Source organism: Pseudomonas sp. PF05 (genome assembly GCF_056521845.1).
This window is the reverse complement of record NZ_JBWLPW010000007.1, coordinates 1-19,734: the sequence shown is the minus strand read 5'-3', so window position 1 is coordinate 19,734 and position 19,734 is coordinate 1. Positions and strand designations below refer to the sequence as shown.

Sequence of the window (19,734 nt, the reverse complement as noted above, 5' to 3'; positions counted from 1 at the left end):
GCACTCGACAGCTCCTACACAGCTCCTACACAGCTCCTACACAGCGCCTACGCAATTTCTACACAGCGCCTACGCAGTTTCTATGCGGCGTCTACAGGGGCGGCGGGAGCAGCGGTTTCGAGGAATTACGGAATGATTCGCTGCCCGTGAAGTCCCAGATTCAGTCCCTCGAATAACTGGAGTTTTTTCTATGCGCAAACCATCCCTGATCGCCAGCCTGGTCCTGATCGCCGGCCTCGGAGCCCTTGGGCCTGTTGCGCAAGCGGTCGAGAAAACCGGAGACGCCCTGGAGCATTCGCCGAGCAATGGTCGCAGGCTGGTGGAGAACGACCGGGTACCGGCGGATTACCAGCGCGCGGACAGGGCCATGAAAGACTGGAAACAGAAGAAACTCGAGCAACCGACAAACGAGCAGCAATGGGTGCATATCGACGATAAGTACTTGCTGATCGAAACCGTGTCCGGCGCCATCGTCAAGATCGTGCCGGCCACACGTTAGAGCACTTCCTAGAGCACTTCGCCTTTGTCCCACAGGTGAACCAGCTCGCCAGGTGCCTGGTCCTCGGGCACCTGCAGCACCATCTCGTCGTCCTGGTCGTTGGCGTGGTAGTGCACCTCGATCTGGAAAAACCGCTGGTCGCCGCGCCCGGGCGTGGAGGACGTCAGTGGCAGGCAACCCTCCAGCACCGAACAGATGCGCGTGCGCTGGTCGAGGTCGCATTGGGCGAATTCGATTTCCCGTGGTCGGGTCAGCGCGTGGATGGCGGCCACGCCGCCCTGGCGCGACAGCCGTATCACCGCCTTGTCATCGAGCTTTGGAAGGGTTTTCATCAGCTCTCCTGTGTCAGGTCGACGCCGACCTGGGCCCAACCGCTTTGTACCGCTTGCACTTCCCGCGTGCCGAAGCGCTGGCGGGCGTGCTCGACGGTCAGGCGGGCGAAGGCGCTGAAGGACGCGTCATTGGCCAATCTTCGGTCGCACAAGGTTTCATACCAGATCCGGCCGGCCTTTTCCCAGGCAAATCCGCCCAGCGTGGTCGCTACCAGATAAAAGGCCCGGTTGGGGATGCCGGAGTTGATGTGCACGCCGCCGTTGTCTTCACGGGTAATGACGAATTCGCGCATGTGCGAAGGTTGCGGGTCCTTGCCCAGCAACGGGTCATCGTAAGCGCTGCCGGGGTTGGACATGCTGCGCAGGCCGTCGCCGTTGATCTTGTCGGTGAGCAGGTCGGCGCCGATCAGCCAGTCGGCCTGCTCGGCGGTCTGTTCGAGCACGAACTGCTTGACCAGCACACCGAACACATCGGAGATGGACTCGTTCAGCGCCCCGGATTGGTTGGCGTAGATCAAGCCGGCCTCGCTGTCGGTGATGCCATGGGCCAACTCGTGGGCCACCACGTCCAGGGAGCGGGTGAAGCGCTGGAAGATTTCGCCATCGCCGTCGCCGAATACCATCTGCGCGCCGTTCCAGAAGGCGTTTTCATAGCCCTGGCCATAATGCACGCTGCCTACCAGGGCGAAGCCTTTGTTGTCGATGGAGTCGCGCCCCAGCACGTTCCAGAAAAAATCATAGGTGGCGCCGAGTGCATCGTAGGCTTCGTCCACGGCCGGGTCGCCAGTGGCCCGCTGGCCTTCCAGGCGGACCGGCTGGCCGGGCAGTTCCATGGTGTTCTGGGCGTCATGCACGCTGCGTTGCGGCTGTCCGGCCTTGCCGGGCTTGGGCAGCTTCGCGGCGGCGGGAAGGTGGCCGGGCGGGCCGGGGGTGTGTCGCAGGCTGCGCACGTGGGTCAAGGTGCCGAGCGCGCTGGAGCGTTGCTGTTCAGAGCCGTGGGCGATGATGCGATTGAGAATGTACGGCGGAATGAAACCGTGGAGCGGGCGAGAGTCGATCATCAGAACATCCTTATCTGAAATGCAGGGTCGATACCCATGTGAACCGAAGTCAACGTCGCGGTTCCCTGCTGCAGGGTAGACAACGTTTGCCATGCGCCCGGATTTCTGCGAAAACCCCGCGCCTGGATTACACGAGGGATATCGCCATGAATGAAGAGCTGCAAATCATCGACCTGAAACAGGGCGACGGCAAAAGCGTCGTCAAAGGCGCGCTGATCACCACCCAATACCGCGGCACCCTTGAAGACGGCACCGAATTCGATTCGTCCTACAGTCGCGGCAAACCCTTTCAATGCGTGATCGGCACCGGTCGCGTCATCAAGGGCTGGGACCTGGGCCTGATGGGCATGCAAGTAGGTGGCAAGCGCAAGTTGTGGGTGCCGGCCCACCTGGCCTACGGTGAGCGATCCATGGGCGCCCACATCAAGCCCAACGCCAACCTGATCTTTGAAATCGAGTTGCTGGAAGTCCTGACTCGAGACGATTGATGATGCAAGGGCGGGTCATGGCGTGTCGGCGCGGGACCGCTCGCTGAACAGCGGAATGCGGCCGTTGACGGAGGGGCGGTAGCACCAGGTCAACGGGTCCAGTGGCGGTTCACGCTCAAGCATCGCCGCCAGCGTGGCGCGGGCGATGTGCATGGCCAGGGTTTGGCCCGGGCATTCATGGCGCCCGCTGCCGAAGCTGAAACTGCGGCGGTTCGGGCGTTCGAGCAGCAGGGTGTCTGGTCGGGGGTTGAGTTGCGGGTCGCGGTTGGCTGAGGCCAGCAGCACCAGGATCGTCTCTCCAGGGTTCAGTGCGGCGCCAAGGATTTCGCAAGGGGCGGCGACGAAACGGCGGGTGTTCTGCACGGGAGGATCGAAGCGCTGGACTTCGGCCAGTAGCAAGCCGACCTGTGCCGGATCGTTCCGCAGCGCCTGGCGCAACGCCGGGTCGCCGATCAGTGCCAGCAACGCGTTGCCAATCAGGCCTGCCGTGGCTTCATAGGTTTGCGAGAGCAAACCGATCAGGTTGGCGATTTTGCTGTCCGGATCAGTGTCTTCGAAGCCTTGGCCAATGCTCTGCAACAAAGGGCTGTCCTGCGCCTCGATCCGCTCCTTGAACAACCTGGCCAGTTGCTCGCTGGCCCGGTGCGCCGCGTCCAGTTGCGGCGCTTGGCTCAGGGGCGACAGGCCGGCGACGAAATCCCCGGTCAATTCGCTGACCCGGTGACAGTCCGTCGGGCTGAAACCCAGCAACGCCGCAACCACGCTGGCCGGCCCGATGAATTGGGCCTGGTGCAGGCCTTCGGCACCCTCTTGCAGAAAGCGGGCCCTGACCCGTGCCTCGACCTGTCGGGGATCGATGTCCTGCAACCGCGGCGCAATCGCCGCCCTCGGGCAACGCTGTCGTTCACCTTCGTTCATGCGCATCAGGTGCCCGAACACCCGTCCGGCCGGCCCCTCGGCGATGGCCTTTGGCACCGGCTCGTGGGCCGGGCGTACATGGCAATCGGGATGGTGCAACACGGCGCACACGGCCTCGGCGCTGCTGGCGATCCACAGGTTCAGCCCGGGATCGAAGGCCAGCCCGCCGGCAGCGCGCAAGGTGGCGTAAAAAGGGTAAGGGTCGGGATGCGTCGCGGCGGTGATCGGGTCCATGAAGCGCGGCCTTGTTCATGATGAAGAAAGTGTTGCTACTATCTCCAATCGATGCAGGGCTTGATTCGTCGGGGAGCGAAATATGAACGCAGAGCAGCATGACCTGGGCGTGTCCCAAGTGGCCGCGGCCATTGCCGAACCGGCCCGCACCCGGATGCTGTGCGCGCTGATGGACGGCCATGCCCGCACCAGCACCGAATTGGCGAGCATCGCCGAGGTCAGTGCCTCGACCGCCAGCGCCCATCTGGCGAAACTCAAGCAAATGGCCTTGGTGCGCCTGCATGTCCAGGGCCGTCATCGTTATTACAGCCTGGGTGACCCGCGCGTCGCCCAGGCTCTGGAAGCGCTGATGGTGATCGGCCAGAGCGCCGTGCCGACCTTCACCCCGCGCACACCGGACCGTCTGCAATTTGCCCGCACCTGTTACGACCACATGGCCGGCACCTTGGCCGTGCGCCTGCATGATCGGATGATCGAGGCCGGATGGCTGATAGAGGTGGAAGGTGACGGCTATCGGCTGAGTGAATCCGGCGAGGCGGTGTTCGAGGGATTGGGTGTCGATGTCCGGCACCTTGCCACGCAACGCCGCCGATTCGCCTGTCCCTGCCTGGACTGGAGCATGCGCCGTCCGCACTTGGGCGGTGCCTTGGGGGCGGCGTTGCTGCAAGTGGCGATCAAGCGCAAGTGGGTGATCCAGGACCTGGACAGTCGGGCGCTGGGAGTGACGGCCAGTGGTCGCCGGGAGATGGCGGGGCGGTTTGGCGTGAGTGCCGAAGTCGACGTCAAACCCACTGGCGCTATCGCGAGCAAGCTCGCACACAATGGGCCTGCGATGAACGCAAGGCTCATGAACGCCCAAGATATCCTGTGGGAGCGAGCTTGCTCGCGATAGCAGTTTCAGCACCACCCACATCATCCAGCCATGTGCCTGCGGCGATACTCATCCGGCGTGGTGCCCATCATTTTGCGGAACATGCTGATGAACGCCGAGGCGCTGCTGTAGCCCAGGTCCAGGCCAATGGTTTCCACGCTCTGGCCACGTTCGAGCAGGGCCAGGGCCTCGATGACTTTCAGGCGCTGGCGCCATTCCACCAATGACATACCCAGGTCCCGTTGAGCCCGGCGCATCAGTGTGCGTTCGGTGGTGTTGGCGGCGCGGGCCAGTTGCGGCAACGAGCGCGGGTCGCTGGGGTTCGCCTCCAAGGCCCGCAGCACGGGACCCAGCAGGGGATCATCTGAAGAAGGCAGGTAGCTGCCGGCATGGGGTGCCTGCGCCAGCTTATCCACCAACACCTGCAGCAAACGCTGCTGCTCGGGCGTCTGTGGCTGGCTCGGTGGGTCGCTGCGCAACTCTTCCAGCAGGGCGCGGATCAGCGGGCTCAAGGTCAGCGCACAGGGTACGGCAGGCAGCGCATCGCACAGTTCGGCGGCCAGGTACAACGAACAATGGCAGGCCTCATGGCGATTGAAGCCGACGTGTTCCATGTCCGGCGGCAACCAGATGCCGTACTGCGGTGGCGCCAGGTAATGGTGCTGGGCGATCTCGATTTCCATCACACCACTGTAGGAGTAGACGAACTCACCCCAGGCATGCCGATGCCGGGGGTAAGTGGCGTGGGCCGGCATGCAGGCGCTGCGAAAGAAAATCGGCGAGGGCAGGGCCGCTTCGAACGGAGGAGTCTTCAGATGTTGGGCTGGAGGCTGCATATCGACCGCAATGGCGGATTACCGGGATGGCTTGTCGGGTAATCACTATATCCAGCAAAGGTGTCAGGCAGACAATCCTTTCATCTCTTTCTGCCCAAGGACCGTTCCCATGACCACCCGCCGCGCCCTGGATGGCCAGGTCTGCGCCCTGATGACCGGCCTCTGTGCCATTTGGGGTTTCCAGCAAGTCGCGATCAAGGCCGGCGCTGCCGACATGGCGCCGATGCTGCAACTGGGCGTGCGCTCGGCCATCGCTGCGGTACTGGTCTGGCTGTTGGTGCTGGCGCGCGGTGAGCGCCTGTCCCTGGCCGATGGCAGTTGGCGTCCGGGCTTGCTGGTGGGGCTGTTGTTTGCCTTGGAGTTCGTGATGGTCGGCGAAGGCCTGCGGCATACGACGGCTTCGCACATGGTGATTTTCCTCTACACCGCACCGATGTTCGCCGCCCTGGGCTTGCACTGGAAACTGCCGAGCGAACGCCTCAAGCCGGCGCAATGGCTGGGCATCGCCGTTGCATTCGGCGGGATCGTGGTGGCCTTCAGTGGGGGCTCGGGCGCGGCGGACGGCAGTTCATTGCTCGGTGACGGCATGGGCTTGCTGGCCGGCGCATTGTGGGGCGCAACCACGGTGACGGTACGCTGTTCGCGGTTGACGAATCTGCCGGCCAGCCAGACGCTGCTGTACCAATTGGTAGGCGCCGGGGTGCTGCTGATCGGCATGTCGATAGCGTTGGGGCAAACGACGATCAACCCCACGCCACAACTCATTGCCAGCATGGCGTTCCAGGTGTTGCTGGTGTCCTTTGCCAGCTTCCTGATCTGGTTTTCCCTGCTGCGTCACTACCTGGCTTCGCAACTGGGGGTGCTGTCGTTCATGACGCCGCTGTTTGGCATCGGTTTTGGCGTCTGGTTGCTGGATGAGCCGCTGGAGCCGAACTTTATCGTGGGCGCGGTTCTGGTGTTGGGCGGGATCTTGCTGGTCAGCGGTTACGGATGGTTCCGCCAGCGTTGGGGGCGGTGGCCGGTTTTGCGTCGGGGGTAATGGGGGTCCATAGGGTGAGGGAGGGTAGGAGCTGCCGAAGGCTGCGATCTTTTGATCTTGATCTTGATCTTGATCTTGATCTTTCGCTTGAGACTCAAGTGTCTGGGGAAAGATCGCAGCCTCGTTGCACTCGACAGCTCCTACAGAGCTCCTACAGAGCTCCTACAGAGCTCCTACAGAGCTCCTACACCGTTCCTACAGAGCCCGGCGAGGGCTTGGATCAAACCTTGACGATCCAACCCGCTGGCGCTTCCACGTCGCCGGTCTGCACGCCGGTCAGCTCTTTGTAGAGCTTCTGGGTGATCGGGCCGACTTCGGTTTCGCTGTGGAACACGTGCAGCTTGTCCTTGTAGCTGATGCCGCCAATCGGGGTGATCACCGCAGCGGTACCGCAGGCACCGGCCTCCTTGAAGTCCGACAGCTTGTCGATGAACACGTCACCTTCGATCACTTCCAGGCCCAGACGCGATTTGGCCAGTTCGATCAGCGACAGGCGGGTGATGCCCGGCAGGACCGAAGGGGAGTTGGGGGTGATGAATTTGTTGTCGTGGGTGATGCCGAAGAAGTTGGCCGAGCCGACTTCTTCGATTTTCGAATGGGTCAGCGGATCCAGGTAGATGCAGTCGGCGAAATTCGCCTTCTTGGCCTGGGAACCGGGCATCAGGCTGGCGGCGTAGTTGCCACCGACCTTGGCCGCGCCGGTGCCTTGTGGGGCGGCGCGGTCGAAGCTGGAGATCAGGAAGTTGTGCGGGGTCAGGCCGCCCTTGAAGTAGGCGCCGACCGGGATGCAGAAAATCGAGAAGATGAACTCGGGTGCGGTGCGCACGCCGATGTTGTCACCCACGCCGATCACGAACGGGCGCAGGTACAGCGCGCCGCCGGTGCCGTAAGGCGGGATGAAGCGCTCGTTGGCGCGGACCACTTGCTTGCAGGCTTCGACGAACTGCTCGGTCTCGACTTGCGGCATCAGCAGGCGGGCGCAGCTGCGCTGCATGCGGGCGGCGTTCTGGTCCGGGCGGAACAGGTTGATGGAGCCGTCCTTGCAGCGATAGGCCTTCAGGCCTTCGAAGCACTGCTGACCGTAGTGCAGGGCGGTGGAGCCCTCGCTGATGTGCAGCACGTTGTCGTCGGTCAGGGTGCCCGCGTCCCAGGCGCCATCGCGCCAGTGCGACAGGTAGCGCTTGTCGGTCTTGATGTAGTCAAAGCCCAGTTTGTCCCAATTGATGCTCTCGTTACCCATGACACCCTCTATTTCTTAACAACCGTCGAAACGGTTCAAGGCTTCTGACGTTTTTTGGATGGGGACAACAATACTTCATTCCGGGGTTATTTCGCAGCCTGTGGCAAGGGATTTATCCCCACTGGGCTGCCGTAGGAGCTGTCGAGTGCAACGAGGCTGCGATCTTTCCACTACCCATTGAGTCCTAAGCGAAAGATCAAGGTCAAAAGATCGCAGGCTTCGCCAGCTCCTACAATATCCCAGCGGGGATAAATCCCCAGACATTGCTGGTCCATAACTTATGTATTACAGATGCAAAGCATGCCCCAGCGCCCGTAACGCCGCTTCCTGCACGGCCTCGCCCAGCGTCGGGTGGGCGTGGATGGTGCCGGCGATGTCCTCCAGGCGCGCGCCCATCTCCAGGGATTGGCCGAACGCGGTGGACAGCTCCGACACGCCGACGCCAACCGCCTGCCAGCCAACGATCAGGTGATTGTCCCGGCGCGCCACGACCCGCACGAAACCGCTTTTCGATTCCAGGGTCATGGCCCGGCCATTGGCGGCGAACGGGAAGCTCGACACGATGCAATCCAGACCGGCTGCCTTGGCCTCGTCCGGCGTCTTGCCGACCACCACCAGTTCCGGGTCGGTGAAGCACACCGCGGCGATGGCCGTCGGGTTGAATTCCCGGTGCTGGCCGGCGATCAGCTCGGCGACCATTTCACCCTGGGCCATGGCCCGGTGGGCGAGCATCGGTTCACCGCTCAGGTCGCCGATGGCCCAGACGTTGCGCATGCTGGTCTGGCAACGGCTGTCGATTTTCAGCGCCGAACCGTTCATCGCCAAATCCAGCGCTTCGAGGTTCCAGCCCTGGGTGTTGGGTTTGCGACCAACGGCCACCAGCACCCGGTCGGTGCCCAGGTTCAGCGTCTCGCCATCGGGGTCACGCACTTGCAAGGTGCTGGCCTGGGCATCGAAACCTTCGACGCTGTGCTTGAGGTACAGCTTCACGCCCAACTGCTTGAGCGCCTCGTGCACCGGTTGGGTCAGCTCGCCGTCATAGGCTGGCAGGATCCGTTCCTGGGCCTCGACCACACTGACCTCGGCGCCGAGCTTGCGATAGGCGATGCCCAGCTCCAGGCCGATGTAGCCACCGCCGACCACCACCAGGTGCTTGGGCACCGAGGTGGGGGCGAGGGCTTCGGTGGAGGAAATGATCGGTCCGCCAATCGGTAGCATGGGCAGGTCGACGCTTTTCGAGCCGGTAGCCAGCAGCAGGTGTTCACACTGGATGCGGGTGTCGCCAACCTCGACCGTCTTGCCATCGATCACCTTGGCCCAGCCGTGAATGACCTGGACCTTGTGCTTTTTCAACAACGCCGCGACGCCGGTGGTGAGGCGATCGACGATGCCATCCTTCCATTCCACGCTCTTGCCGATGTCCAGCGTCGGTGCCGCCACCGTGATGCCCAAGGCCGAGCCCTGGCTGTGGTGCCGGGTCTGGTGGAACTGCTCGGCCACGTGAATCAATGCCTTGGACGGAATGCAGCCAATGTTCAGGCAGGTCCCGCCCAGCGCCTGGCCTTCCACCAGGATGGTCGAGATGCCCAGTTGCCCGGCGCGGATCGCCGCCACATAACCGCCAGGACCGCCGCCGATGATCAGCAGCGTGGTGTTCAAAGTTTGCATCTCTTACTCCACAAACAAAGTGGCAGGTTGTTCGAGCAAGCCGCGCAGGGCCTGGATGAATTGCGCTGCGTCCATGCCGTCGACCACCCGGTGATCGAAAGAGCTGGAGAGGTTCATCATCTTGCGGATCACGATCTGGCCCTCGATCACCACCGGCCGCTCGACGATTTTGTTCACGCCGACAATCGCCACTTCCGGCAGGTTCAGCACCGGTGTGCTGACGATGCCGCCGAGCGCGCCGAGGCTGGTCAGGGTGATGGTCGAACCGGACAGCTCATCGCGACTGGCCTTGCCCGTGCGGGCTGCCGTGGCCAGGCGGGCGATTTCCGTCGCGCTGTCCCACAAGCTACGGGCCTCGGCGTGACGCACCACCGGTACCATCAGGCCAATGTCGCTCTGGGTGGCGACGCCGACATGCACGGCGCCTGAGCGGTGGATGACCTGGGCTTCGTCGTCGTAGCGCGCGTTCATCTGCGGAAAATCGCGCAGGGCCACGACCAACGCGCGGACCAGGAACGGCAGCAAGGTCAGCTTGCCGCGACTGGCGCCGTGTTTTTCATTCAGGTGAACCCGCAGCTCTTCCAGGGCGGTGACGTCGATTTCCTCGACGTAGCTGAAGTGGGCGGCGCGCTGGGTCGCTTCCTGCATGCGTTGGGCGATCTTGCGGCGCATGCCGATCACCGGGATCTGTTGCTCGTCGTGGCGTTCGGCATAACCGGAGCCGCCCTTGGCCTGGGTCGACGAACCCTGGGCCAGATACGCCTCGAGGTCTTCGTGCAGGATACGCCCGGCGGGGCCGCTGCCCTGGACCAGGCGCAATTGAATGCCCAGGTCCAGCGCGTGTTTGCGCACGGCCGGCGAGGCCAGTGGACGCTCGTCGGGGTCGCGGGCCACAGGCGCTTGCGGGGCGCAGCGTGGCGCGGCGGTTTTTTCCAGCACAGGTTCCGGTGTGGCCGCTGGCGTAGGCTTGGGCGCCTGGGCAACCGCCGCAACGGGAGCCTGTTGGGCCGATTCTTTCAGGTTACCCGCACCTTCGACTTCAATGCGGATCAGTTCGCTGCCCACCGCCATGACTTCGCCGGGCTCGCCACCCAGGGCAATGACCCGGCCATGCACTGGCGAGGGGATGTCGACCATGGCCTTGTCGGTCATGACATCGGCCAGTACCTGGTCTTCGACCACCATGTCGCCGACCTTGACGTGCCACACCGACAGTTCAACTTCGGCGATGCCTTCGCCGATGTCCGGCATCTTGATAACGTGCGTGCCCATTCAGACCTCCATGACCCGTTTCAACGCCGCGCCCACACGGGACGGCCCTGGGAAATACGCCCACTCCTGCGCGTGCGGGTAGGGGGTGTCCCAACCGGTGACACGCTCGATAGGCGCTTCCAGGTGGTGGAAGCAGTGTTCTTGCACCAACGCCACCAGTTCGGCGCCGAAACCGCAGGTGCGGGTGGCTTCGTGGACCACCACACAGCGGCCGGTTTTCTTCACCGACTTGACAATGGTCTCCAGGTCCAGCGGCCACAGGCTGCGCAGGTCGATGACTTCGGCGTCGATGCCGGTTTCCTCGGCGGCGACCTGGGACACATAGACCGTGGTGCCGTAGGTGAGGATGGTCACGTCCTTGCCCGGACGGGTAATGGCGGCGACGTCCAGCGGTACGGTGTAGTAACCGTCCGGCACTTGCGCCGAGGGGTGTTTCGACCACGGCGTTACCGGGCGGTCGTGGTGGCCGTCGAACGGGCCGTTATACAGACGCTTGGGTTCGAGGAAGATCACCGGGTCATCGTTTTCGATGGAGGCGATCAGCAGGCCCTTGGCGTCGTAAGGGTTGGACGGCATGACGGTGCGCAGGCCGCAGACCTGGGTGAACATCGCTTCGATGCTCTGGCTGTGGGTCTGGCCGCCATAGATACCGCCGCCGCAGGGCATGCGCAGGGTCATCGGCGCGGTGAACTCGCCGGCCGAGCGATAGCGCAGGCGCGCGGCTTCGGAAATGATCTGGTCCGACGCCGGGTAGACGTAGTCGGCGAACTGGATCTCGGCCACCGGCCGCAACCCGTAGGCACCCATGCCCACCGCCACGCCGACGATGCCGCTCTCGGAAATCGGTGCGTCGAACACCCGCGAGGTGCCGTACTTGTTCTGCAGGCCTTCGGTGCAGCGGAACACGCCGCCGAAGTAACCCACGTCCTGGCCGAACACCACGACGTTGTCGTCGCGTTCGAGCATCACGTCCATGGCCGAGCGCAGGGCCTGGATCATGGTCATGGTGGTAGTGGTCATGGCGGTGTCCAGCTGGATATTGTTGTTGTGATCGTTCATGTCAGATCCCCAACTGCTGACGCTGGCGCTTCAAGTGCTCCGGCATCTCTTTGTAGACGTCTTCGAACATGGTCGCGGCGCTTGGGATCTGCCCGCCGGCGAGAGTGCCGTACTGCTCGGCCTCCTTCTGCGCGGCGATCACCTCGGCTTCCAGCTCAGCGGTAACTGCCGCATGCTCCTCTTCGGACCACTGGCCGATTTTCACCATGTGCTGCTTGAGGCGCGCAATCGGATCGCCCAGCGGGAAGTGGCTCCAGTCGTCGGCGGGACGGTATTTGGACGGATCATCGGAAGTGGAGTGCGGGCCGGCGCGGTAGGTGACCCATTCGATCAGCGCCGGGCCGAGGTTGCGGCGGGCACGTTCGGCGGCCCAGCGCGAGGCGGCGTAGACCGCCATGAAGTCGTTGCCATCCACCCGCAGCGAGGCGATGCCGCAACCGACACCGCGTCCGGCAAAGGTGGTGGCTTCACCGCCGGCAATGGCCTGGAAGGTGGAGATCGCCCACTGGTTGTTGACCACGTTGAGGATCACCGGCGCCCGGTAGACGTGGGCGAAGGTGAGGGCGGTGTGGAAGTCCGATTCGGCAGTGGCGCCGTCACCGATCCAGGCCGAGGCGATCTTGGTATCGCCCTTGATCGCCGAGGCCATGCCCCAGCCCACACCCTGGATGAATTGCGTGGCGAGGTTGCCGGAAATGGTGAAGAAACCGGCGTCCTTGACCGAGTACATGATCGGCAACTGCCGGCCCTTGAGCGGATCGCGCTCGTTGGACAGCAGTTGGCAGATCATGCCCACCAACGGCACGTCGCGGGCCATCAGGATGCTTTGCTGGCGATAGGTGGGAAAGCACATGTCGTCGATGTTCAGCGCCAGGGCCTGGCCACTGCCGATGGCTTCTTCGCCGAGGCTCTGCATGTAGAACGACATTTTTTTCTGGCGCTGGGCGACCACCATGCGGTTGTCGTAGATACGCGTCTTGAGCATGGCGCGCATGCCTTTGCGCAGGATCTCCAGAGGCACGTCTTCGGCCCATGGACCGTGGGCATTGCCCTGGTCATCGAGCACCCGAATCAGCCCGCGGGCCAGGTCGGCCGTGTCGGACGGTTCAACGTCAATGGAGGGTTTGCGCACCGTGCCGGCATCGCTTAGATGCAGGTAGGAGAAGTCGGTCTGGCAGCCGGGACGGCCCGAGGGTTCGGGGACGTGCAGGCGTAGCGGTTCATACGCTGGGTTCATGGCTTTCTACGCTCGATCTTGTGAATTTCTTGTAGTGGGCGCGCTAGCTGACGAATTTCCCCGGGTACGGGAAATTGTCCTACAACAATCATAGGCTCGACGAAGAAGAATATTTTTCTCTGTTAGCTTGCTGTTCAGATCATTTGCAGATAAAAAATCTGCACAACGATAAAAAACAGGATTATTTGTCCCATGCGTAAATTGGATCGCACTGACATCGGCATTCTGAACAGCCTTCAGGAAAACGCCCGCATCACCAATGCCGATCTCGCCCGTTCGGTCAACCTGTCGCCAACCCCGTGCTTCAACCGCGTCCGGGCCATGGAGGAACTGGGGGTGATCCGCGAGCAGGTCACGCTGCTGGATGCCGACCTGCTGGGGCTGCACGTCAACGTGTTCATCCATGTCAGCCTGGAGAAACAGGTGGAAGAGGCGCTGCAGCACTTCGAAGAGGCGATCTCCGATCGGCCGGAGGTGATGGAGTGTTACTTGATGGCCGGCGATCCGGATTACCTGATCCGCGTGCTGGTGCCGACCATCCAGTCGCTGGAGCGGTTCATGATGGACTTTTTGACCAAGGTCCCGGGCGTGGCGAACATCCGCTCCAGCTTTGCCCTCAAGCAAGTGCGCTACAAGACCGCGCTGCCGTTGCCGGCCAATGGGTTGACCTTGGGCACCTGAACATCAAAAGACCGTACCAATCCCTGTGGGAGCAAAGCTTGCTCGCGATGCAGACGCCTCGGTTCCCGGGAGACCGCGTCCACTTCATCGCGGGCAAGCCTAGCTCCCACAGGGAAGTGGGCATTAGAGCAACCGACACTGCATCGAAAACCCCAGCGTCACCGACTGCCCTTGCTCCAGCAAACGCAAGCCCGGCCGCCCCGGCAGATGGTGGGCGTTGACTGGATGACTCACCGGTTCGATGCAGAAAAAATCCAGCCCGACGGGGCAGTACAGCAGGAAGTACTCACTGCCGCTGGCCCGGCATTCCAGCTCATAACCCAGGTCCGGTTGCTGGATCAGGCATCGCCCGTCCCAACCGCCGAAGCCGTTGTCGACCAGGACGTCTGGCAGTAACCGGGCGTGCTGGAAATCCCACTCTGTGGGAATGTCCCTTAGTTGCGTTGGCAGTTTCGATGCATCGCACAGCCAGACTTCGCTGGCGCGGGTTTGCAAGCGAGTACCGGCGGTGCGCGGAAAATACGGATGCAACCCCAGCCCATGCCACGCGGCCCGTTCGGCCATGTGGGTGACGTGCATGGCGATCTGCAACTGACCGCCATTCAAGCGGATCCGCAGGCTGGCGCAGTAGGCGAATGGGGATTGGCTGTCGAGTTGCAACAAGACTTCCTGGGCGCCTTGTTCTATCACTTGCCACGGCTGTTGCCAGGCGCTGCCATGGATCGGGAACGGATCGTTGGGGCTGTTGGTTTCCAGGGAGAGCCAGCCGTCCGGGCAATCGAAACCGCCTTGGGCGATCCGGTTTGACCAGGGGATCAGGGGGAAGCCGCCGAGTTTGCCGGGCAGACCGTTTTCCAGCGCTTGCGGCGCGGGCGGGCGTAACAGCGGCGCGCCGCTGCTGCGCAAGGTCCATTCCACGAGGCTGGCGCCCAGGTGCGGGGCCAGGGTGAGGCGGGTCAGTTCGTCTTCGAGGTATAGGAGAGGCAGCGTCATGGTAGTCGCGTCTTTCGAATGGGAAAAATCCGTTATGGCAAGGGAGTGGCCGCGACTGCGCGCTGTAGGAGCTGTCGAGTGCAACGAGGCTGCGATCTTTCCCCAGACACTTGAATCTCAAGTGAAAGATCAAAGGATCGCAGCCTCGTTGCACTCGACAGCTCCTACGCAGCTCCTACGCAGCTCCTACGCAGCTCCTACGCAGCTCCTACGCGGCTCCTGCCGCAATTCAGCGGAGCCAGCACCCTCACTCACCATAAGGGTGCTTGCGCGCGGCGTTACATCACCAGATGCGGCAGCCACAGCGAGATGGCGGGGACGTAGGTCACCAGCAGCAGGACCAGGAACAGCATGCCGTAGAACGGCAGCAGGGCCTTGACGGTGCTTTCGATGCTGACCTTGCCGATGGCGGAACCGACGAACAATACCGCGCCTACCGGAGGCGTGATCAGCCCGATACCCAGGTTCACCAGCATGATCATGCCGAACTGCACCGGGTCCACGCCGATGCCTATGATCACGGGCATCAGGATCGGGGTCAGGATCAGGATCAGCGGCGCCATGTCCATCACGGTGCCGAGGATCAGCAGCATCACGTTCATGCACATCAGGATCACGTAGCGGTTGTCCGACAGCGTCAGGAACGCGGTGGTGATCTTCGCCGGGATCTCCATCAGCGTCATGATGTAGCCGAAGCTGGCGGCGAAGCCGATCAGGATCATCACGATGGAGATCGTGCGGACCGTGCGGTGCATCAGCTTCGGCAACTCGCTCCACTTGTAGTCGCGGTAGATGCACATGGTCACGAAGAATGCCCACACCACGGCAATGGCGGCCGATTCGGTGGCGGTGAAAACACCCGAGAGAATGCCGCCGAGGATGATGAACAGCGTCATCATGCCCCACATGGCTTCCTTGCAGATTTTCAACGCTTGCTTGAGCGGAATCACTTCACCCTTGGGGTAATTGCGCTTTCTCGCGAAAATCAGGCACAGCGCCATCAGGCTGAGGTTCATCAGGATGCCGGGGACGATGCCCGCCATGAACAGCGAACCGATCGATACCGTGCCGCCGGCGGCGAGCGAGTACAGCACCGCGTTATGGCTGGGCGGTGTCAGCAGTGCTTGTACCGAGCCGCTGACGGTGACGGCGGTGGCGAATTCACGCGGATAGCCGCGACGTTCCATTTCCGGGATCAGCACCGAACCGACCGAGGCGGTGTCGGCCACCGAGGAGCCGGAGATTGCGCCAAAAAAACTCGAGGCCACGAGGTTGACCAGAGACAGGCCACCGCGCACGAATCCGACCAGCACACTGGCGAACGCCACCAGTCGGCGGGACATGCCGCCCTCGGCCATGATCGCGCCGGCCAGGACGAAGAATGGAATGGCCAGCAGCGAGAATTTATTCACCCCACCGGCGACCTGGATCATCATCGCCTGGAATGGGATATCGATCCACCACGCCCCGATCAAGGCGGCCGCGCCCAGTGCATAGGCGACCGGCATGCCGATCAGGATCAACAACAAAAAACTGCCCAGCAGAATCAGAGCGTCCATTAAGCGGCACCTTCGTTTTCTTCAACCAGGTCGAACTGCACGACCCGACGCTGGCTTTGATCGCCCAGCAAGAGTTTTTCCAGGACAAAAATCAACGTCAGGAAGCCACCGATCGGAATCGGCATGTAGGTGATGCCGACGCGCAGGGTGGGAATGGCGCTCATGAACTGATTCCAGGTGGTCATGCACAGCTTGGTGCCCCAGACGGTCATGAAAATGCAGACGGCCGCCATCAATAGCTGGGTGAAAACCGAAGCCAGGGTTCGCCAGTGTGACGGCAGGCGGCTGGTGACCATGTCCACGGCCATGTGCGAGCCGGAGCGGTAACTGGCGGCAGCGCCAATAAAGGTGAACACGATCATCAGCAGGATAGAGGCGGGCTCCGGCCAGCTGGAGCCGGTACCCAGTACATAGCGGGCAAACACCCCCCACGGAATCATCAGGGCAATTGCCAGGACTGATAGGCCGGCCACCCAGATGCAAGTCATGTAAATCGTGTCGTTGATACGCAGCAGCAAATTCTTCATCGGGTTCCACCGTAACCGGGCGCGCCTTTTAACCGCCGGCGCGCCCAGCCTTTTCATGAGTACAGATCCAGAGGTGTTACTGGACCGCTTCGATACGCTTGATCAAGTCGGCATACGGCGCGCCGTATTTGGCCCGGATCGGTGCGGTGGCGTCGTAGAAGGGTTTTTTGTCGATGGTGATGAACTCGACGCCAGCGGCCTTGAGTTTCTCTTCGCTGGAGGCGGTCTTTTTGTCCCACAGCACGCGTTCTTCAGCCTGGGCGGCCTTGGCGGCTTTTTTCACCATGACTTGCTGTTCTGGGGTGAGCTTGTTCCAGGTGATTTTCGACATCACGATCGGCTCTGGCAGGATCAGGTGGCCGGTCAGGCTGTAGTACTTGGCGTTCTGGTAGTGGTTGTGCTCGAGCATGGTCGGCGGGTTGTTTTCCGCGCCGTCGATCACGCCGGTCTGCAAGGCGCTGAAGATCTCGCCGGTGTCCATGGCGATGCCGTTGCCGCCCATGGCGTTGAGGGTGTCGATGAACATCGGATTGCCCATCACGCGGATTTTCATGCCATGAAGGTCTTCGAGCTTGCGCACCGGTTTCTTGGTGTAGAGGTTGCGCGTGCCGCCGTCCATCCAGGCCAGGGCCACCAGGCCGAACTCGGAATTGGTGATCCTGTCGAGAATGGCGTCGCCGACTTCACCGTCGATAACGGCGCGCATGTGGGCCTGGTCGCGGAAAATGAACGGCATGTTGAAGACGTTCACGTCCGGCACCACAGGGCCGACGATACCCAGGCTGACCCGCGACATCTGGATCGCGCCAGCTTGCATCTGCTCGATGACTTCTTTTTCAGAACCCAGTACACCGCCTGGGAAATACTTGAACTTCAGCTCGCCGTTGCTCTCCTTTTCCAAGGTTTTACCCATGGATTCCTCGGCGACCACGGTCGGGTAGCCCTTGGGGTGGACGTCGGCGATCTTGATGTCGAGGGCATGGGCCGCCTGTGCCAGGAAGGCCAGGGGCAGGGCTGCGATCAGAAGCGTGCGTTTGAAATTCATGGTCAATCTCCAGTGTTGTTGTTTTTATGTCTATCGATGTGAAGCGGCAAAGCAGATCAGTTCGCGGAGTGTTTCCGTCCTCCGAAAGCAGGTTCATCCAGGCCCTTGATGCCGGGGTTGAGGGCGAACACGCCACCGGCCAGGGACTGCGGGTCGTTGTCGTCACCCGGGCGGATCGAGGTCACGAAGAGGGTGTCCAGACGACTGCCGCCAAAGGCGCACATGGTCGGTTTCTTCACGGGCACTTGCAGTGAACGGTCGAGGCGTCCATCGGGAGTGAAACGGTGAATCAGGCCGGCATCGTTGGCGCAGATCCAGTAGCAACCCTCGGCATCCACCGCGGCGCCATCCGGGCGACCGGCCAACGGCATCATGTCGACGAACAGCCGCCGGTTGGACGGCGTGCCGCTGTCGATGTCGTAGTCGAAAGCCCAGATCTGCTGCACCAGCGGGTGTGAATCGGAGAGGTACATCGTGCGTCCGTCCGGGCTGAAGCCCAGGCCGTTGGGTACGATGAAACTACTCAGTTGTGCCTCGACCGGGCTGCGCTGGCCCGCCTCGTAGCGATACATCCGGCCTGCGTCCGCATTGGCGCCCATGTTCAGCACCATGCTGCCGGCCCAGAAGCGGCCCTGGCGGTCGCAACGGCCATCATTGAGGCGCATGTCGGTGCGGCTGTGCTCGACGCTTGCGCACAGTTCGCTGTCCAGGCTGCCGTCATCATGGGGGTACAGGCGAAAGAAACCGCTCTCCATGCCCGCTACCCAACCACCGTCCTGATGACGGGCAAGGCAGGCGAGCATTTCAGGGGCTTCCCAGCCCTGGATTTTTCCGCTGCTGGCGTTCCAGCGCTGCAGGCCACCGCTGGGAATGTCCACCCAATACAGGGCATTTTCCTCGGGGACCCATACCGGGCTTTCCCCGACGGCGTTGCGAGCATCGACAATCAATTCGGCTTGCATGGCGATTCCTTGGTTCGTTTTATCCCATGAACAACAGGCGAATCAGTCGTCGAACGGGCCGGCTGCGACAAAGGCACCGCCCTGATAGATCCTGGCCGGGTCATCGGCGGCCGGCATTGGCTGGGCTTCGACCTTGTCGCGGAAAATCTCGGAAGTATCCTTGGGCTGATAACCCAGGTGAGCGGCGTGGCTGTTGTCCCACCAGACGTCGCGGTTGGCGGAGACGCCGTAGACTACGGTGTGGCCGACTTTCGGGGTGTAGAGCGAGCATTCGATCAGTTGGGTGAGGTCGTCGAAGCTCAGCCAGGTGCTCATCATCCGGCGGTTCTGCGGTTCCGGGAACGACGAGCCGATGCGGATACTGACGGTCTCGATGCCGTAGCGATCGAAATAGAAGCTGGCCACGTCCTCGCCGTAGGACTTGGACAGGCCGTAGTAGCCATCCGGGCGGCGAGCGCAGAGGGCGTCGAGGGTCTGATCTTGTTTGTAGAAGCCGATAACGTGGTTGGAGCTGGCGAAGATCACCCGCTTGACGCCGTGTTTGCGGGCGGCTTCATAGATGTGGAAAACGCCGCTGATGTTGGCGCCGAGGATCTCTTCGAACGGACGTTCCACCGAAACACCGCCGAAGTGCAGGATGGCATCGACGCCTTCGACCAGTTGATGCACGGCCTGCTTGTCCGACAGGTCGCACGGCACCACTTCTTCGCTTTCGTCGATGGCCGGGGTTATGTTGGCGATGTCCGACAGGCGAATGTGGCGCGCGAAAGGCTTGAGGCGTTCGCGCAAGACTTTGCCAAGGCCGCCAGCGGCGCCGGTCAATAGGAGGCGATTGAAGGGGTGGCGAATCTGTGTCGTGGTCATGGCATTACCTGAGCAAACAGTGAGAGGTACAGTTGTTATAAGTTGTCGTACGACCGAGAGGGAATATCCTTATCCTTCTGCTACCTTGTCAACGTTTGATCGACGAACCGCTCTAAACCGGCTTCCCTGCCGCCCGTTGCCATGGGATGCGCCCATGGCAATGATCCTGTATTACAGAAGCGAAATCGGGTAGTTGAAGATGAGTCGATTTTCGTCGAATTCGTTGTTGCTGAAGTCACGACGAATCGATGCGTTACGCCATTTCACGTTGAGGCTTTTCAGCGCGCCACTCTGCACGGTGTAGGCCAGTTCGGTTTCGCGGCCCCATTCCTTGCCGTCATTAACCGTC

At 62.1% G+C, this 19,734-nt stretch carries 21 protein-coding genes; 5 read left to right on the top strand and 16 right to left on the bottom strand.

The features are described 5' to 3' along the window. The first annotated feature begins 190 nt into the window (after positions 1-190). Positions 191-499, top strand: a complete 309-nt coding sequence (locus AC09SL_RS13285; protein WP_058543516.1) for an RcnB family protein — start codon at positions 191-193, stop codon at positions 497-499. A gap of 8 nt (positions 500-507) precedes the next feature. Here AC09SL_RS13285 and AC09SL_RS13280 read toward each other — a convergent pair whose 3' ends face one another. Further along, positions 508-831: a protealysin inhibitor emfourin gene (locus AC09SL_RS13280; RefSeq protein WP_058543517.1), complete on the bottom strand. Its 324-nt coding sequence runs from the start codon at positions 829-831 to the stop codon at positions 508-510. Next, positions 831-1,892, bottom strand: coding sequence for a M4 family metallopeptidase (locus AC09SL_RS13275; RefSeq protein WP_058543518.1), 1,062 nt, complete (start codon positions 1,890-1,892; stop codon positions 831-833). The genes AC09SL_RS13280 and AC09SL_RS13275 overlap by 1 nt, the downstream gene beginning before the upstream one ends. 146 nt (positions 1,893-2,038) lie before the next feature. On the opposite strand from AC09SL_RS13275, the gene AC09SL_RS13270 reads away from it, so the two are divergent. Beyond that, complete coding sequence (locus AC09SL_RS13270) at positions 2,039-2,380, top strand: FKBP-type peptidyl-prolyl cis-trans isomerase (protein ID WP_058543519.1); 342 nt, start codon at positions 2,039-2,041, stop codon at positions 2,378-2,380. 15 nt (positions 2,381-2,395) lie between these two features. Here the strand turns inward: AC09SL_RS13270 and AC09SL_RS13265 are convergent, their stop codons facing one another. After that, a complete protein-coding gene (locus tag AC09SL_RS13265; RefSeq protein ID WP_058543520.1) occupies positions 2,396-3,532 on the bottom strand; it encodes a cytochrome P450 in 1,137 nt (378 codons plus the stop codon). An 82-nt stretch (positions 3,533-3,614) separates the two neighbouring features. On the opposite strand from AC09SL_RS13265, the gene AC09SL_RS13260 reads away from it, so the two are divergent. Then, the gene (locus AC09SL_RS13260; protein ID WP_058543521.1) at positions 3,615-4,424 is read left to right on the top strand and encodes an ArsR/SmtB family transcription factor; all 810 of its coding nucleotides are present in this window, start codon (positions 3,615-3,617) and stop codon (positions 4,422-4,424) included. Positions 4,425-4,444: 20 nt separating this feature from the next. On the opposite strand, the gene AC09SL_RS13255 is transcribed toward AC09SL_RS13260, so the two are convergent. Beyond that, positions 4,445-5,239: an AraC family transcriptional regulator gene (locus tag AC09SL_RS13255; protein WP_058543522.1), complete on the bottom strand. Its 795-nt coding sequence runs from the start codon at positions 5,237-5,239 to the stop codon at positions 4,445-4,447. Between the two features lie 109 nt (positions 5,240-5,348). Between AC09SL_RS13255 and AC09SL_RS13250 the strand changes: the two genes are divergently transcribed. Next, on the top strand, positions 5,349-6,278 hold the full coding sequence (locus tag AC09SL_RS13250; protein WP_058543523.1) for a DMT family transporter: 930 nt from the start codon (positions 5,349-5,351) through the stop codon (positions 6,276-6,278). A 220-nt stretch (positions 6,279-6,498) separates the two neighbouring features. On the opposite strand, the gene AC09SL_RS13245 is transcribed toward AC09SL_RS13250, so the two are convergent. The 5 genes from AC09SL_RS13245 to AC09SL_RS13225 all read right to left on the bottom strand — a co-directional run bounded on the left by AC09SL_RS13245 (position 6,499) and on the right by AC09SL_RS13225 (position 12,754). Next, positions 6,499-7,518, bottom strand: a complete 1,020-nt coding sequence (locus AC09SL_RS13245; RefSeq protein ID WP_058543524.1) for a branched-chain amino acid aminotransferase — start codon at positions 7,516-7,518, stop codon at positions 6,499-6,501. Between the two features lie 285 nt (positions 7,519-7,803). After that, the gene (lpdA, locus tag AC09SL_RS13240) at positions 7,804-9,186 is read right to left on the bottom strand and encodes a dihydrolipoyl dehydrogenase (RefSeq protein WP_058543525.1); all 1,383 of its coding nucleotides are present in this window, start codon (positions 9,184-9,186) and stop codon (positions 7,804-7,806) included. A 3-nt stretch (positions 9,187-9,189) separates the two neighbouring features. Further along, on the bottom strand, positions 9,190-10,458 hold the full coding sequence (locus tag AC09SL_RS13235) for a dihydrolipoamide acetyltransferase family protein (RefSeq protein ID WP_058543526.1): 1,269 nt from the start codon (positions 10,456-10,458) through the stop codon (positions 9,190-9,192). Continuing rightward, complete coding sequence (locus AC09SL_RS13230; protein WP_058543527.1) at positions 10,459-11,517, bottom strand: alpha-ketoacid dehydrogenase subunit beta; 1,059 nt, start codon at positions 11,515-11,517, stop codon at positions 10,459-10,461. A gap of 1 nt (position 11,518) precedes the next feature. Further along, a complete protein-coding gene (locus AC09SL_RS13225) occupies positions 11,519-12,754 on the bottom strand; it encodes a 3-methyl-2-oxobutanoate dehydrogenase (2-methylpropanoyl-transferring) subunit alpha (RefSeq protein ID WP_058543528.1) in 1,236 nt (411 codons plus the stop codon). Positions 12,755-12,946: 192 nt separating this feature from the next. Here AC09SL_RS13225 and bkdR point away from each other — a divergent pair, with 192 nt between their 5' ends. Further along, a complete protein-coding gene (bkdR, locus tag AC09SL_RS13220; RefSeq protein WP_003202929.1) occupies positions 12,947-13,435 on the top strand; it encodes a Bkd operon transcriptional regulator BkdR in 489 nt (162 codons plus the stop codon). Positions 13,436-13,558: 123 nt separating this feature from the next. Here bkdR and AC09SL_RS13215 read toward each other — a convergent pair whose 3' ends face one another. The 7 genes from AC09SL_RS13215 to AC09SL_RS13185 form a co-directional block, all read right to left on the bottom strand. Continuing rightward, positions 13,559-14,428, bottom strand: coding sequence for an aldose 1-epimerase (locus AC09SL_RS13215; RefSeq protein WP_058543529.1), 870 nt, complete (start codon positions 14,426-14,428; stop codon positions 13,559-13,561). 278 nt (positions 14,429-14,706) lie between these two features. Next, entirely contained in the window at positions 14,707-15,987 is a 1,281-nt protein-coding gene (locus AC09SL_RS13210; protein ID WP_058543530.1) for a TRAP transporter large permease, read from the bottom strand. Next, positions 15,987-16,514, bottom strand: a complete 528-nt coding sequence (locus AC09SL_RS13205; RefSeq protein WP_058543531.1) for a TRAP transporter small permease — start codon at positions 16,512-16,514, stop codon at positions 15,987-15,989. The genes AC09SL_RS13210 and AC09SL_RS13205 overlap by 1 nt, the downstream gene beginning before the upstream one ends. 76 nt (positions 16,515-16,590) lie before the next feature. After that, complete coding sequence (locus AC09SL_RS13200; protein WP_058543532.1) at positions 16,591-17,559, bottom strand: TRAP transporter substrate-binding protein; 969 nt, start codon at positions 17,557-17,559, stop codon at positions 16,591-16,593. Between the two features lie 56 nt (positions 17,560-17,615). Then, entirely contained in the window at positions 17,616-18,521 is a 906-nt protein-coding gene (locus AC09SL_RS13195) for an SMP-30/gluconolactonase/LRE family protein (RefSeq protein WP_058543533.1), read from the bottom strand. A gap of 42 nt (positions 18,522-18,563) precedes the next feature. Further along, positions 18,564-19,385: an NAD-dependent epimerase/dehydratase family protein gene (locus AC09SL_RS13190; protein WP_058543534.1), complete on the bottom strand. Its 822-nt coding sequence runs from the start codon at positions 19,383-19,385 to the stop codon at positions 18,564-18,566. 171 nt (positions 19,386-19,556) lie between these two features. Then, the coding region (locus AC09SL_RS13185; protein WP_479571948.1) for an OprD family outer membrane porin at positions 19,557-19,734 on the bottom strand (178 nt) is incomplete at its 5' end.

Excerpts from the sequence above, each read along its gene's own strand:
- AC09SL_RS13200 (WP_058543532.1), bottom strand. The coding sequence starts at position 17,559 with ATGAATTTCAAACGCACGCTTCTGATCGCAGCCCTGCCCCTGGCCTTC.
- AC09SL_RS13235 (WP_058543526.1), bottom strand. The coding sequence starts at position 10,458 with ATGGGCACGCACGTTATCAAGATGCCGGACATCGGCGAAGGCATCGCC.
- bkdR (WP_003202929.1), top strand. The coding sequence starts at position 12,947 with ATGCGTAAATTGGATCGCACTGACATCGGCATTCTGAACAGCCTTCAG.
- AC09SL_RS13280 (WP_058543517.1), bottom strand. The coding sequence starts at position 831 with ATGAAAACCCTTCCAAAGCTCGATGACAAGGCGGTGATACGGCTGTCG.
- lpdA (WP_058543525.1), bottom strand. The coding sequence starts at position 9,186 with ATGCAAACTTTGAACACCACGCTGCTGATCATCGGCGGCGGTCCTGGC.
- AC09SL_RS13215 (WP_058543529.1), bottom strand. The coding sequence starts at position 14,428 with ATGACGCTGCCTCTCCTATACCTCGAAGACGAACTGACCCGCCTCACC.
- AC09SL_RS13275 (WP_058543518.1), bottom strand. The coding sequence starts at position 1,892 with ATGATCGACTCTCGCCCGCTCCACGGTTTCATTCCGCCGTACATTCTC.
- AC09SL_RS13260 (WP_058543521.1), top strand. The coding sequence starts at position 3,615 with ATGAACGCAGAGCAGCATGACCTGGGCGTGTCCCAAGTGGCCGCGGCC.
- AC09SL_RS13255 (WP_058543522.1), bottom strand. The coding sequence starts at position 5,239 with ATGCAGCCTCCAGCCCAACATCTGAAGACTCCTCCGTTCGAAGCGGCC.
- AC09SL_RS13270 (WP_058543519.1), top strand. The coding sequence starts at position 2,039 with ATGAATGAAGAGCTGCAAATCATCGACCTGAAACAGGGCGACGGCAAA.
- AC09SL_RS13230 (WP_058543527.1), bottom strand. The coding sequence starts at position 11,517 with ATGAACGATCACAACAACAATATCCAGCTGGACACCGCCATGACCACT.
- AC09SL_RS13190 (WP_058543534.1), bottom strand. The coding sequence starts at position 19,385 with ATGACCACGACACAGATTCGCCACCCCTTCAATCGCCTCCTATTGACC.
- AC09SL_RS13285 (WP_058543516.1), top strand. The coding sequence starts at position 191 with ATGCGCAAACCATCCCTGATCGCCAGCCTGGTCCTGATCGCCGGCCTC.
- AC09SL_RS13205 (WP_058543531.1), bottom strand. The coding sequence starts at position 16,514 with ATGAAGAATTTGCTGCTGCGTATCAACGACACGATTTACATGACTTGC.
- AC09SL_RS13225 (WP_058543528.1), bottom strand. The coding sequence starts at position 12,754 with ATGAACCCAGCGTATGAACCGCTACGCCTGCACGTCCCCGAACCCTCG.
- AC09SL_RS13210 (WP_058543530.1), bottom strand. The coding sequence starts at position 15,987 with ATGGACGCTCTGATTCTGCTGGGCAGTTTTTTGTTGTTGATCCTGATC.
- AC09SL_RS13250 (WP_058543523.1), top strand. The coding sequence starts at position 5,349 with ATGACCACCCGCCGCGCCCTGGATGGCCAGGTCTGCGCCCTGATGACC.
- AC09SL_RS13195 (WP_058543533.1), bottom strand. The coding sequence starts at position 18,521 with ATGCAAGCCGAATTGATTGTCGATGCTCGCAACGCCGTCGGGGAAAGC.
- AC09SL_RS13265 (WP_058543520.1), bottom strand. The coding sequence starts at position 3,532 with ATGGACCCGATCACCGCCGCGACGCATCCCGACCCTTACCCTTTTTAC.
- AC09SL_RS13245 (WP_058543524.1), bottom strand. The coding sequence starts at position 7,518 with ATGGGTAACGAGAGCATCAATTGGGACAAACTGGGCTTTGACTACATC.